The organism is Vibrio sp. 10N.222.52.C3, from assembly GCF_041474195.1.
Lineage (GTDB): Bacteria > Pseudomonadota > Gammaproteobacteria > Enterobacterales > Vibrionaceae > Vibrio > Vibrio crassostreae_C.
Window position 1 is genome coordinate 1 of sequence record NZ_JBFRTQ010000022.1, and the last position, 14,024, is coordinate 14,024.

A 14,024-nucleotide genomic window follows, 5' to 3' on the forward strand; every position below is an offset into this window, starting at 1 on the left:
CGTCATGCTCGGCGCACAAAAAAGAAGAGAGAGGTTTCCCTCTCTCTTCGTTAACTATTATAGAAAGCTTGTACCGTGTCCCATTAGCGATGTACCAAAGTATGACGCTAAGCTTTGACCTATATCAGCGAACGTATCGCGACGGCCTAAAGAACCAGCTGGAACCTTCTGACCGTAAACAATCACAGGGATGTGCTCACGAGTATGGTCTGTACCTGGCCATGTCGGATCACAACCGTGGTCTGCAGTTAGGATAAGCACATCGTCTTCTTTCATCATATCGATGATTTCATCGATGCGACCATCGAAGTACTCAAGTGCCGCTGCGTAACCAGCAACATCACGGCGGTGGCCGTAAGCTGAGTCGAAATCAACGAAGTTAGTGAACACGATAGTGTTGTCGCCCGCTTCATTGATCGCTTCTTTGGTTGCTTCAAATAGCGCAGGGATACCTGTTGCTTTGGTTTTCTGAGTGATGCCACAACCCGCGTAGATATCAGAGATCTTGCCGATTGAGTGAACGTTACCGCCCTTCTCATCAACCAACTTCTGAAGAATGGTGGCTGCAGGTGGCTCAACAGAAAGATCACGACGGTTACCCGTACGCTCAAATTGACCTTTACCCGGACCAACAAACGGACGAGCGATAACACGGCCAATGTTGTAATCTTCTAGCTCTTCACGAGCAATCTGACAAAGGTCTAATAGGTTTTGCAGGCCGAATGTCTCTTCGTGACAAGCGATCTGGAAAACAGAGTCTGCAGAAGTATAGAAGATTGGCAGACCAGTCTTCATGTGCTCTTCACCTAGGTTATCTAGGATTTCCGTACCAGATGAGTGGCAGTTACCCAAGAAACCAGACAGGCCTGCACGCTCAAGGATGCGGTCAGTCAGTTCTTTTGGGAAGCTGTTCTCTTTGTCGGTGAAGTAGCCCCAGTCAAACAGTACAGGAACACCTGCGATTTCCCAGTGACCTGATGGCGTGTCTTTACCAGAAGACAGCTCAGCAGCGTGACCGTAAGCGCCAATGATCTCAGCGTCTGCATCCATACCAGGAGCAAAACGACCCGTAGACTCTTTGTGAGCCATCGCTAGACCTAGCTTAGACAGGTTTGGCAGTGCCAGTGAACCTTTACGATCTGCATTGTCTGCAAGACCTTGGTCACAATGATCTGCGATGTGGCCCATAGTGTCAGAACCTACATCACCAAATTTGTCTGCATCCGCTGTTTCACCGATACCGAATGAATCTAAAACTAAAATAAATGCTCTTTTCATTTTCTTCACCAACTTATTGCTCTTTGCACCAGAACTCTGTTTATCGGTATACGCGAGGTATACCGATACCTGTTATTTACACGTCTTCAGAACGAATCTGACGGTAAACGTCTGGCGTTGCTGTATATTCTCCGCCCACAGTGATTGCATTTTGTAATGCTGTTGCAGCTTCTTGCCACTGTTGTTCGTTACGAGCATGAATCATTGCTAATGGCTTATCTTCACTTGCTACTTCACCTAGGCGAATGAAGTGATCAAAACCGACTGCGTAATCAATGCTGTCAGTTGCTACACGACGACCGCCGCCCATACCAACCACAGCCATACCAATTGCACGAGTATCCATTGCTGATACCACACCGCTTTCTAACGCGTACACTGGCTTAATAATGTCTGCTTTTTCTAGGTAGTTATCGTAGTTCATTACGAAATCAACTGGACCACCAAGGCCCGCTACCATTTTACCGAAGCACTCTGCTGCCTTACCGTTATCCAGTACTGCCATCAGTTTTTCGCGCGCTTCGTCTGAGTCTTTAGCTAGGTTACCGAGCACCAGCATTTCAGCACACGATGCTAGAGTGATCTCTAACAAGCGAGGGTTACGGTATTCACCCGTTAGGAACTGAACCGCTTCACGAACTTCTACTGCGTTACCCGCTGAAGAAGCCAGCACTTGGTTCATGTCCGTTAGGATTGCTGTTGTTTTAGTACCCGCACCGTTTGCTACTGCAACGATAGATTTCGCTAGCTCTTCAGATGCTTCGTAAGTCGGCATGAATGCGCCTGAACCTACTTTTACATCCATCACTAGAGAATCAAGGCCCGCAGCCAGTTTCTTAGATAGGATTGAAGCCGTGATCAGCGAGATGTTATCGACTGTTGCTGTGATATCACGAGTTGCGTAAACACGCTTGTCAGCAGGAGCTAGATCGCCTGTTTGACCGATGATAGCCACGCCAGCATCTTTCGTTACTTCACCGAACACATCGTTGGTTGGTGTAATGTTGTAACCCGGAATAGATTCCAGCTTGTCTAGCGTACCGCCAGTGTGGCCTAAACCACGACCAGAGATCATTGGAACGAAACCGCCACATGCTGCCACCATTGGGCCAAGCATCAGAGAAGTAACGTCGCCAACACCACCAGTAGAGTGTTTATCAACGATTGGGCCATCAAAGTTCATGTGGCTCCAGTCAATCACCATGCCTGAATCACGCATTGCACACGTTAGTGCGATACGTTCTGGCATCGTCATTTCATTAAAAAAGATAGCCATTGCGAATGCGGCAATTTGGCCTTCAGAAACCGTGTTCTTAGCCACACCTTGAATGAAGAAGTTAATTTCTTCAGCTGTTAGGACTTCACCGTCACGTTTTCTGCGAATAATTTCTTGAGGTAGATACATTAGTGCCTCCCAAACTCTAGTGAGTATGGTTTGTAGGGAAAAGAGGTAATATGGAGTGGCTTGACGCCACTCCATCAAACAGACTTATTATGTTCAATACTCTAAATATTTGGCGTTGCAGTTAGGCGACCAGTGAGTTCATTCCTATGAGCATAGAGGCTCTATGTGATTAGGAGGAACTTACGCAGTCAACAACGCTGCGGTGTCAAATATGACGAGTAAATTAGTATGCTGCTGGATCAGCAGTCTGGTCTGTCACTTCTAATGTATTAAGAAGGTTAGTTAGTAGGCTTGAAGCACCAAAACGGTAGTGCATGTTGTCTGCCCACTCAGCGCCTAGTAGCTCATCAGCCATTGCTAGGTATAGTGCTGCATCTTCAGCAGTACGTACGCCACCAGCTGGTTTGAAACCAACTGTTTTAGCAACGCCCATGTCACGGATAACTTCAAGCATCATGCGCGCGTACTCTGGAGTCGCGTTTACTGGCACTTTACCTGTTGAAGTTTTGATGAAGTCTGCACCTGCTTCGATACAGATTTGAGAAGCTTTCTTGATTAGTGCTTCTTCTTTCAGTTCACCTGTTTCGATGATCACTTTAAGCGTGATGTCACCACAAGCTGCTTTACACTGTTTAACTAGCTCAAAGCCAACTTCTTCGTTGCCAGCAATAAGAGCACGGTATGGGAATACTACGTCAACTTCGTCTGCGCCGTACGCTACCGCTGCTTTTGTTTCTGCAACAGCAATTTCGATGTCGTCATTACCATGAGGGAAGTTAGTTACAGTCGCAATGCGTACTTCTGGAGTACCTTGCTCACGCAACGCTTTCTTAGCTGCTGGGATAAAGCGAGGGTAAATACAGATTGCAGCGGTGTTGCCTACTGCAGTCTTCGCGTCATGACAAAGCGCCACTACTTTTTCAGTAGTATCGTCGTCATTTAGCGTAGTTAGGTCCATAAGTTTAAGTGCACGTAGAGCTGCTGCTTTTAAATCGCTCATTTCTATCTCCGATCAATATATTCAAATAGTTAACTACTTCGCCCTCCATCCAGTATAGATGGATATTTTAGTAATGCTCAGTAGCCACAAATGAACGGACTTGGTTCCCTGAAGACTTGATAACTTTCGCTACCAATTGCAATCCTTGTCACCGCACAGTACCAGTTTGGTCTATGGCACAACAAATCAGTCATGTTGTGTCTAACATCTATAGCGTATCGCTAATTTTGGCTTAATCCCAGAAGAATAACGTTCGAGTTGATTTCGAGGTTACTTTCTTGCCAACAGAGACATCCTATCCCTTTAGCTTATACATTATAGGTATCCATCAATAAATTGTAGTGCTCCTTAGAACGCAAACGGTTTGTATCTCAAAAAAACATTCTAGACCCTACATCGAATCTAAGCATAAGCGCGTGCATATACTAAAAACGGCAGGCCTAAAAACAAAAAAGCCCCGCAGCAATTTCTTGCTACGGGGCGATATTATTATGGCGTCTATATATCGATTTCTAACTAATTAGAAAGACAGGAAGAAGCCAGCAATTGTTGCTGCCATCAGGTTAGATAGAGTACCAGCAATTACCGCTTTAACACCCATACGTGCGATGTCGTGGCGACGGCTTGGTGCAATACCACCTAGACCACCTAGAAGAATCGCAATTGAAGAAAGGTTTGCGAAACCACATAGTGCGAATGCGATGATAGCTTGAGTCTTCTCAGACATCACTTGACCAGTTGCTGCAACAACTTGAGCGTTTTCACCAACGTATGGTACGAAGTTTAGGTATGCAACGAATTCGTTAACAACTGTCTTCTGACCAATGAAAGAACCAGCGATAGTTGCTTCTTCCCATGGAACACCAATGATGAATGCTAGCGGTGCGAAGATCCAACCTAGAAGAAGTTCTAGAGTTAGGTTTTCCATACCGAACCAACCACCGATGCCACCTAGGATACCGTTGATTAGAGCAATTAGACCGATGAATGCTAGTAGCATTGCACCAACGTTAAGTGCTAGTTGTAGACCAACTGATGCGCCACCTGCTGCTGCGTCGATAACGTTAGCTGGTTTGTCATCGCCACCGTCCATTTCGTCAGCGATGTTGTCGTCTGGCGTATCTGTTTCAGGCTTGATGATTTTAGCGAATAGTAGACCACCTGGTGCTGCCATGAATGATGCTGCTACAAGGTACTCTAGAGGTACACCCATAGATGCGTAACCCGCTAGTACACCACCAGCTACAGAAGCCAAACCACCACACATTACTGCGAATAGTTCAGAGTTAGTCATTTTAGGAACAAATGGACGAACAACTAGAGGTGCTTCAGTTTGACCAACGAAGATGTTTGCTGCTGCAGACATAGACTCGGCGCGAGAAGTACCTAGAGCTTTCTGAAGACCACCACCAAGAACTTTGATTACAATTTGCATAACACCAATGTAGTAAAGTACAGAGATAAGTGCAGAGAAGAAAATCAGAGTTGGTAGTACTTGGAAAGCAAAGATGAAACCGATACCGTCAACTGAGAAGTTAACTAGGCTGCCGAATAGGAAACCAGTACCGTCTTTACCGTAGTCGATCACGTTTGCTACACCAGCAGAGAAACCTGCAAGTAGATCACGACCCCAAGGGATGTAAAGTACGAATGCACCAAGTGCGAATTGGATAGCGAAAGCGCCACCCACTGTTCTTAGATTAATAGCTTTGCGGTTGTCAGATAGTAGTACTGCGATTGCGATCAGTGCAACCATTCCGACTAGGCTCATAAACAGGCTCATAGTTTATGACTTCCTTATTAGTTATTTATTGGCGTGTTACAAAATGGGGCTATAAAGCGGAGGCAATTATACTCATGCGACCACTAATAAAGTAATGCCGTCCTCACACTTTCGTAGAAGATTCATGTACCATTCACACGCAAATGTGACCCAAATCACAAGCTCAGTGCAATTTACGCAAACGATAAACAAAAACCTTCGATTTTATTCACATATACCGAATGCGCGATGGCTATTTTGCCAAATTTGCGCTGCAATCGATTGCTTTGGCTCTTTTCTAAGCAAAAAAAGTTCATTTAAGATCGTAACTAAATATTTGGAATGATTAACATTTCCTTGGTTTCCATACATGGGCATGTCCGGAGCATCCGTTTCCAATACCAGACATTCAAGGGGCAATTTTGCGATGGTTGTGCGTGTTTTTTGCGCTCTTGGGTAAGTTATCGTTCCACCGACGCCAATATAGAAACCGAGCCTGATCCACGCCAAAGCTTGCTGTTCACTCCCAGAAAAACCGTGAATGACCCCTCCAAAAGTAAACTTGTGTTGCTTTAACAACTCAATAAGTCGGTTATAAGACTTCCTCTCATGGATGATTAAAGGCAGGTCAAACTCCTTCGCAAGCTCCATTTGTTGGATGAAAAAGCGCTCTTGTTTCTCCTGTTCCACATCCACAAAAAAGTCCAACCCACACTCACCAATGGCCACACACTGACGTGTTTTTGATGCGAGTAGTTGGTGAAGTTCTTCAAATTGCATCTCATCCGCTTGCTCTAAAAAGTAAGGATGAAAGCCTAATGCGTAGTAAACATTGGGGTGAGATTGAGCGATTTCATCGAGCTTCCTCCAGTTACTTTGGCCAATAGAAGGGATGATTAACTTCTCGACTTGAGCTTGCTTTGCTTCTTTAAGATAGCCATCAATACTTTGTTCAGGTGTAAAACCTTGCTCAAACGCCTCAAAATCCGCGTGGCAATGAGTATCAAACAGCGGAAAGTCACTTATTTGCTGTGTCATCTTCCCTACTCTCTGTTTGTTTCCCTTGAGGATCACGGCGATAAGCAACACAACTGCGCTTGTTCTCAGGCGTTAACCCAAGCTCTTCACACCACTTATCGTATCTTTTAACCCAAGTTTTTATCCAACCCAACATAACTGCCTCTAACCTCAGCCTTTAAACCTCAAATAAAACGCATTAAAAAACGCCTATTGCAGAACAATAGACGTTTTTGTTTAACTCTAATAGATCGCGGAGAAATTAGTGCTCGCGCGTCGCTCGGAATTGAACTTCAGGGAAACGTTCAGAAGCTAGGTTCAAGTTCACCATAGTTGGTGCGATGTAAGACAGGTTGTCACCGCCATCTAGCGCTAGGTTAGATTGGTTCTTACGTTTGAACTCTTCCAGTTTCTTAGCGTCGTCACACTCAACCCAGCGAGCTGTTGCAACGTTAACACCTTCGTAGATAGCTTCTACGTTGTATTCCGCTTTCAAGCGCGCTACAACCACGTCGAACTGAAGTACACCAACCGCACCAACGATCAGATCGTTGTTCTGCATAGGACGGAATACTTGTACTGCGCCCTCTTCTGAAAGCTGAACTAATCCTTTTAGAAGTTGCTTCTGCTTCAGTGGATCGCGTAGACGGATACGACGGAATAGCTCAGGTGCGAAGTTAGGAATACCAGCGAACTTAAGGCTCTCACCTTGAGTAAAGGTATCACCAATCTGGATAGTACCGTGGTTATGTAGACCGATAATATCACCCGCGTATGCTTTTTCAGCACGTGCACGGTCACCCGCCATAAAGGTTACCGCATCAGAGATACTTATACTCTTGCCTGTACGAACATGGTTCATCTTCATACCTTGGTTGTAAGTACCCGAAACGATACGCATGAATGCGATACGGTCACGGTGTTTAGGGTCCATGTTTGCTTGGATCTTGAAGACGAAACCAGAGAATTTCTCTTCTGTCGCTTCTACATCACGCTCATTCGCTTGGCGCGTTTGAGGTGCAGGAGCCCACTTCGTTAGACCATCAAGCATGTGGTCAACACCAAAGTTACCCAATGCAGTACCGAAGTAAACCGGCGTTAGTTCACCCGCTAGGAACAGTTCATGATCAAACTCAGGACAAGCACCGATAACAAGCTCTAGCTCTTCACGTACGCTTTCCGCAAGATCAGCACCTACTGCTTCATCTAGCTCAGGGTTATCTAGACCTTTGATGATACGAACTTCTTGGATCTCGTGGCCGTGGCCAGATTCATACAAGATCGTTTCATCACGGTGAATGTGGTAAACACCTTTAAACTCTTTACCGCAACCAATTGGCCATGAGATTGGAGCACAAGCCATACCTAGCTCGCTCTCTACTTCATCAAGCACTTCCATTGGGTCACGAACGTCACGGTCAAGTTTGTTCATAAACGTTACGATTGGCGTATCACGCAGACGTGTTACTTCCATTAGTTTACGAGTACGATCCTCGACACCTTTCGCAGCATCGATAACCATCAAACATGAATCAACCGCTGTTAGCGTACGGTACGTATCTTCCGAGAAATCTTCGTGTCCTGGAGTATCTAGTAGGTTTACTAGGCAATCATTGTATGGGAATTGCATTACCGACGTAGTTACCGAGATACCACGTTCTTTTTCCATCTCCATCCAGTCAGATTTAGCGTGCTGGTTAGAGCCACGGCCTTTTACGGTACCCGCTTTTTGAATCGCGTTTCCGAATAAAAGAACTTTTTCAGTAATCGTGGTTTTACCCGCATCCGGGTGAGAGATAATCGCAAACGTTCTACGTTTGCTCACTTCTTGTTGGAAAGACATAGTCGCCCTTTGCTGATCTAAAGCGTAAAAAGGGCAAGTAGATAATACTTGCCCTTGAATTCTGTGTGCGGATTATACAGAAAGCGTATCACTTTCTAAAGGGTCAGTTTACACCCTATTTTTTGGCTAATTTTGTGATTAGCTATCTAGTTAGCGAAAAGACGTAACATGACTAGCTAAAAGACATAAAAAGATAGCTCATAATGATGGCATCTTCGTTGCCTTGTTTAGTTGGATAGTAATTACGACGGCGATCAACTTCGTTGAAGCCTGCCTTTTCGTAAAGATTAAACGCGTTCACATTACTTTCGCGAACTTCCAGCCAAGCGCTTTCAGCGTCAGCTTGCTCACACATATCAAGGAAATGTTCCGTTAACGCTTTTCCATACCCTTTGCCTTGCTGGCTTGGGTCTACCGCGATATTAAGCAATGTGACTTCGCCAACGATGTTTTGCGCGAAGAAATAGCCCACCACTTGTCCATCAACTTCAAGGACATGATGACAAGCGCCTCGGCTATCAAGATCTCGGATCATATTTTCAGACCAAGGGTGAGAATGCGCGGCCTGCTCTATCTTCCAAATGGCGTCTAGGTGTTGTTGTGAAGTCGGTAAAAATTGATTAGTCATAAGCACAAATTTGTTGCCATAAGTCGCGGCGGTGTTGGTTGTTACCGTTAATGTCAGACAGTAATGGCGATTGAAGTGTTTTAGCCTTCAGCTCTTGAGCCGACTCACAACCAGCAAACCATATCCACTCAACCGAACCTAAATCCACAGTAGACAAGTGTTGCGGTTGAAGGTGTAAAGCCTGAGATAAGTCGAGCTTGATACTTTTGAGTACTCGCTCAAACATCACGGCGAGATCTTCCTGAGGTTTTTCAGGCGAAACCAACAGTAACTTGCAATCGCTCGAGAGCGGAGTCAATTCAGATTCATAACCTGCTAAACGCTCTGGGTGACTTAGTTCCCATTGGCTAATGCCCATCTCATGTAGGTATTGCGCGTGTGTTTGTGACATATCTAGCGGTAGTAACCTTAAGTTTATTGGAGCCAAAGTTTATTGGAGCCAGAAGTTTGTTAGAACTAGTTTTGTGAAAGCTGCCTCTATTGAAAGAGCGCTTATTAGAGCAGGGCTGATACTAACAAAAAATAAAGGAGCATCAAGCTCCTTTATTTAGACTAAATCAGTTTGTATCTTGTTGCGTGATAAATCAGCTTATAAGTCGTTGAACTCGGGGCTGTAAGCAATCTCACCAGCATGTCCAGCAAACGCACCGTTTACCAATTCAATCGCTTGGAAAGCACCTTCAGGCACATCCCAAACACAACTCAGGCCAAACTCGCTCGCAGCCTTGAAACCAAAGCGGCTGTAATAAGCAGGGTCACCCAACACAACGCAAGCTGGGTAACCAAAATCAACCAAAGTGGAAAACGCATCTTCAACTAGAGATTTGGCAATGCCTTGGTTGCGGAACTCTTCTTTCACAGCGAGAGGCGCAAGCCCTTGCCAGTTATGATCGTCGCCATCAAGAGTGATAGGGCTAAACATCAGGTGACCAACCACCTCGCCTTCATCAGAACAAGCCACCAGCGATAGCGTTAAATGGCTATTCTCACGCAAGCTCATAACCAAGTTAGCTTCTGCATCTGTTTCAAAAACAGATTTCAATAAACGATCAATGACAAGTATATCTGCCGGTGCTTCAGTTCGAATAAGCATTCATTACCTCACTTTGTGTATCTGGGGATTGTACTCCCTTCTGCACAAAATCAGCTAATTGATTTAACAAAGTTTTCATAGGAGTCGGCAATAAGTCCAAATCTACGCTATCCATCAAGTTTTTAACTTCTAAACCGAGCTCGGTATCGCCTTCAATAGACAGTCTACGTTGGAAGAAAAGCGTATCTGGGTCTTCTTTACGCCCCGCAATCAACACAAGATCGTTAAGATTGCCGCTAAAGCTTACATCTTCAACCACCTCTTTATCAGCTACAACCAGTTGCTCATTTTTGTAGCTAATACACCAACTTAACCCCATGTCTTTTATTGAGACTTTCAGCCATTTGTCTTCTAAAAACTCAAAGTCACCGTCCTCTAAAGCTTCCTTGAATACATTCTTAAGCGCCTCCAATAAGGCTCTTTTTTGTACTGTTTTAGGCAATAACTGGACTGGAGATCGCAAAATTGATGCGGCATTTTGAACTAGTTGAGTGCGAATCTTGTTTATCACGTGACTTATCCGTAACTTTGTCAATAATATGGAATGCATCATAGATGATGTTGAGATCTCAGTTACTGTTATGTATCAAATTAACTTCTGTTTGATACTCGACCTTTAATATCCTGAAAATCACAGTTATAGTAACTCAGGTAATGAGAATTACAGCGGATCGCTGCACTCACAGGTAAATATCGATAGCCACACAAAAAGTAATAAATATTTATCGATAGTGAATATTCAAGCTCTTGGAGAATTGGTAGTACTTTGATGCCTCCCCAACAACTACAACATTGGTTTACCCAGCTAACTGCAAATAGTCCGTTCTTTTTTGCAGTACTTGATGCTCAACATAACTATTTTATGGTGAATGAGCGTTACTGCGATATTGCTGGTTTGAGTCAAACAGAGCTTGCAGGCATGAATGATCGCCAAACATTGGGCGAACAGTTCTACCAACATCTCAAGCCTTACTATGAGCGTGCATTCAGTGGCGAAACGATTGAGGCCGAAGTCACCCTCAACGAAACAGACCTCGATACCAGCCTCCATTTCAGCCTATCTCCGCTTACCAATGGCAACAAAACCGACTACATCGTCTTTCACGCCTTCGACACATCAGAAAACCAAGTACTTGTCCGTTCTTTAGAAGAATCCGAAGCCAAATTCCACAAACTATCTCAACTACTTCCAGATGGATTACTGCTCGTTGAAAGTGACTACATCTTGTCATCTAACCCAGCAGCAGCGCGCTTGCTTGGCTTTAACTCAACCACAGAGTTAATTGGTGAAGAGTTGGGACGCCTATTTATCGATGAACAAACCAAAACAGTCTTCAATAATAACCTCAGCTCTATTATTTCTGAGTCTGGTTTGGTTTGCTTAACGGGTGCACGATGCGGCTTTGAACGTAAGGTTCAGCTCAACATCGACTCCACCACTGTTCTTGGAAGCAACACTCAGTTGGTGCTTATCCAAGACGCACAAGAAACCGCAAAACAATACACACCAGCAAACAGTGAAGATGCCTACATAGATGCACTGACCAAACTCTACAATCGAGTTGGGTTTACTAAGCGTCTTGAGCAGTTCATTTACAACGATACGCCGGTGGTGATGCTCTACTTAGACATTGATAACTTTAAAAATATCAATGACTCACTTGGTCATCACATCGGTGACAAGGTGATTAAAGAGGTCGCTTCGCGTCTTAAACGCTTACTGCCTCGTAAGGCCGTGATTGGACATTTAGGCGGGGATGAGTTTGGTATTATCCTTCCAGAACCTGAACATCAGCGAACACCTGAAATGCTCGCTGAAAAGATCATTTCCCTGATCAATCAACCCTTCGATCTTCACCACTTTAGCAAGCGCTTAGCCTGCTCTATTGGTAGTGTGAGCTTTCCTCAAGATGGTACTGATGCTCGTATCTTGCTGCAAAATGCAGACACAGCAATGTATGAAGCGAAAGATCGTGGTCGTAATCGTCTGATCAAGTTCAACGAACAGATGAATAAAGAAGCGCGTATGCGACTGTGGCTTGAGATAGAGCTCCAAAAAGCACTGCAACAAAATGGACTTGAGGTTTGGTATCAACCGAAAGTGAATGCCCGTGATTTCACCATCAACGGCGCTGAAGCTCTGGTACGTTGGAAGCATCCTGTCGAAGGTTATATCAGTCCGGCCGCGTTCATTCCTGTGGCGGAACGAGCAGGGCTTATTGAACAACTTGGCCGAGTGGTAATGCGTGAAGTATTTGCTACGGTTAAGCGCTGGAAGATGCAAGGTATCCTTCCAGGTCGAGTGGCTATCAACCTTTCACCAGAACAGTTTGGTAACCCGAAACTGATTGATTACATGGAAAAGCTACTGCGTTCGACCGAGCTTGATCCAAGTGCGATTACGTTCGAGCTAACGGAAAGTGCGGTGATGAGTGATAGTGAACACACACTCCAAATGCTTAACGCCATCAAGAAACTTGGCTTTGCTCTCTCCATTGATGATTTTGGTACAGGTTACTCTTCACTGTCTTACCTTGCTCGCTTCCCAATTGATGAGCTTAAGATAGACCGTGCTTTCATCTCTGATATCGATACCCTACCAAAGCAAATCACCGTAATTGAAAACATCATCAACCTAGGTAAATCTCTCGATTTGACCGTGGTTGCTGAAGGTGTCGAAACCAGTGAGCAAGCAACTCTGCTATCGAACCTCAACTGTAGTTCGATTCAAGGCTTCCACTTCTACCGTCCGCAACCAAAACAAGATGTCGAAGAGTTGTTTGCCCAAAACCGCCGTCATAAGAACTAATCAAGTACCTCATATTTAAACCAAGCCAACATGTAAAACGGTCACTCGTCAGTACCTCAAACGGAGTAAAAGCAGATTTATCCATCTAAACCTGCCTTACATCAATTCCGTCATTCACAATTCTTCATAAAATGCTCGCTTCAACTTAATTCTACTGGTAGTGAGCAAATGGAACTCTTATGCCCAGCGGGTAACTTACCTGCTTTGAAAACCGCTATTGATTGTGGTGCGGATGCTGTCTATATCGGATTCAAAGACGATACCAATGCCCGACACTTTGCAGGCCTAAACTTTGCGGGTAAAAAGCTCGATCGTGCTGTGCAGTATGTGCATGACCACAACAAGAAAATTCATGTTGCCCTAAATACGTTTGCTCACCCAAATGGCTTCGACCGTTGGACTAATGCCGTAGACAACGCCGCTGCTCTGGGTGTTGATGCGCTGATCATCGCAGACATCGCGGTGCTTGAGTACGCAGCAAATAAGTATCCAGATCTCGAACTGCACCTATCAGTGCAAGCATCTGCGACCAATGCGGCAGCTATCGACTTCTACCATAAAAACTTCAACGTTAAGCGTGTCGTACTACCGCGTGTGTTGTCGATTCATCAGGTCAAACAGCTTTCTCGTAACATCACTTCTGACGTTGACCTTGAAGTATTCGCTTTTGGTAGCTTGTGCATCATGGCAGAAGGCCGTTGCTACCTCTCTTCATACATGACAGGCGATTCACCAAATACCGTTGGTGCTTGTTCTCCCGCAAAATACGTTCGCTGGCAAGAAACAGAAACTGGCCTCGAGTCTCGCTTGAACGAAATCCTTATCGATAAGTATGAAGCAGGTGAGAACGCAGGTTACCCAACGCTGTGTAAAGGCCGCTTTGAAGCCGAGATCGATGGTGAACGTAAGCGCTATCACGCACTTGAAGAGCCCACCAGCCTCAACACGCTATCCATGTTGCCTGAGCTTTTCGCGGCAAACGTTGCCTCAGTGAAGATTGAAGGTCGCCAACGCAGCCCGGCTTATGTTGAACAAGTCACTCGCACTTGGCGCGCAGCTATCGATCGCTACTTAGCGAACCCAGAACAATACCAAGTGGAACAAGCTTGGAATGCGACACTGGCGAATGTATCTGAAGGTACACAAACCACGCTTGGCGCTTATCACCGTAAATGGCAATAGAGCCAAA

General features: G+C 45.0%; 13 protein-coding genes. 2 read left to right on the plus strand and 11 right to left on the minus strand.

Annotation, left to right across the window (positions count from 1 at the left end; all coding sequences use genetic code 11):
* Window positions 1-57: 57 nt before the first annotated feature.
* From AB4517_RS03120 to AB4517_RS03170, 11 genes are all read right to left on the minus strand, one after another.
* Entirely contained in the window at window positions 58-1,278 is a 1,221-nt protein-coding gene (locus AB4517_RS03120) for a phosphopentomutase (RefSeq protein ID WP_372147877.1), read from the minus strand.
* Between the two features lie 76 nt (window positions 1,279-1,354).
* Window positions 1,355-2,683: a thymidine phosphorylase gene (gene deoA, locus AB4517_RS03125; RefSeq protein ID WP_017063283.1), complete on the minus strand. Its 1,329-nt coding sequence runs from the start codon at window positions 2,681-2,683 to the stop codon at window positions 1,355-1,357.
* A 223-nt stretch (window positions 2,684-2,906) separates the two neighbouring features.
* Window positions 2,907-3,683: a deoxyribose-phosphate aldolase gene (gene deoC / locus AB4517_RS03130; RefSeq protein ID WP_010436196.1), complete on the minus strand. Its 777-nt coding sequence runs from the start codon at window positions 3,681-3,683 to the stop codon at window positions 2,907-2,909.
* A gap of 520 nt (window positions 3,684-4,203) precedes the next feature.
* Window positions 4,204-5,466, minus strand: coding sequence for a NupC/NupG family nucleoside CNT transporter (locus AB4517_RS03135; protein ID WP_017058833.1), 1,263 nt, complete (start codon window positions 5,464-5,466; stop codon window positions 4,204-4,206).
* Window positions 5,467-5,670: 204 nt separating this feature from the next.
* Window positions 5,671-6,483 (minus strand): TatD family hydrolase, encoded by an 813-nt coding sequence (locus AB4517_RS03140; RefSeq protein WP_372147878.1) that lies wholly within the window; start codon window positions 6,481-6,483, stop codon window positions 5,671-5,673.
* Window positions 6,464-6,619 (minus strand): DUF5363 family protein, encoded by a 156-nt coding sequence (locus AB4517_RS03145; RefSeq protein ID WP_157938685.1) that lies wholly within the window; start codon window positions 6,617-6,619, stop codon window positions 6,464-6,466. Before AB4517_RS03145 ends, AB4517_RS03140 begins: the two co-directional genes overlap by 20 nt.
* A gap of 105 nt (window positions 6,620-6,724) precedes the next feature.
* The gene (gene prfC, locus AB4517_RS03150) at window positions 6,725-8,305 is read right to left on the minus strand and encodes a peptide chain release factor 3 (RefSeq protein ID WP_372147879.1); all 1,581 of its coding nucleotides are present in this window, start codon (window positions 8,303-8,305) and stop codon (window positions 6,725-6,727) included.
* A gap of 172 nt (window positions 8,306-8,477) precedes the next feature.
* The gene (gene rimI / locus AB4517_RS03155; protein ID WP_017063281.1) at window positions 8,478-8,933 is read right to left on the minus strand and encodes a ribosomal protein S18-alanine N-acetyltransferase; all 456 of its coding nucleotides are present in this window, start codon (window positions 8,931-8,933) and stop codon (window positions 8,478-8,480) included.
* On the minus strand, window positions 8,926-9,324 hold the full coding sequence (locus AB4517_RS03160) for a DNA polymerase III subunit psi (protein ID WP_017063280.1): 399 nt from the start codon (window positions 9,322-9,324) through the stop codon (window positions 8,926-8,928). Before AB4517_RS03160 ends, rimI begins: the two co-directional genes overlap by 8 nt.
* A gap of 198 nt (window positions 9,325-9,522) precedes the next feature.
* Window positions 9,523-10,026 carry a GNAT family N-acetyltransferase gene (locus AB4517_RS03165; protein WP_017063279.1) on the minus strand — a complete coding sequence of 168 codons (504 nt, stop codon included), beginning with the start codon at window positions 10,024-10,026 and terminating at the stop codon, window positions 9,523-9,525.
* The gene (locus tag AB4517_RS03170) at window positions 10,010-10,537 is read right to left on the minus strand and encodes an SCP2 domain-containing protein (protein WP_029235120.1); all 528 of its coding nucleotides are present in this window, start codon (window positions 10,535-10,537) and stop codon (window positions 10,010-10,012) included. The genes AB4517_RS03165 and AB4517_RS03170 overlap by 17 nt, the downstream gene beginning before the upstream one ends.
* A gap of 258 nt (window positions 10,538-10,795) precedes the next feature.
* Here AB4517_RS03170 and AB4517_RS03175 point away from each other — a divergent pair, with 258 nt between their 5' ends.
* Both AB4517_RS03175 and AB4517_RS03185 read left to right on the plus strand, forming a co-directional pair.
* On the plus strand, window positions 10,796-12,835 hold the full coding sequence (locus AB4517_RS03175) for an EAL domain-containing protein (protein ID WP_372147880.1): 2,040 nt from the start codon (window positions 10,796-10,798) through the stop codon (window positions 12,833-12,835).
* Window positions 12,836-13,003: 168 nt separating this feature from the next.
* Window positions 13,004-14,017 (plus strand): peptidase U32 family protein, encoded by a 1,014-nt coding sequence (locus AB4517_RS03185; protein ID WP_408063655.1) that lies wholly within the window; start codon window positions 13,004-13,006, stop codon window positions 14,015-14,017.
* Window positions 14,018-14,024: the final 7 nt, after the last annotated feature.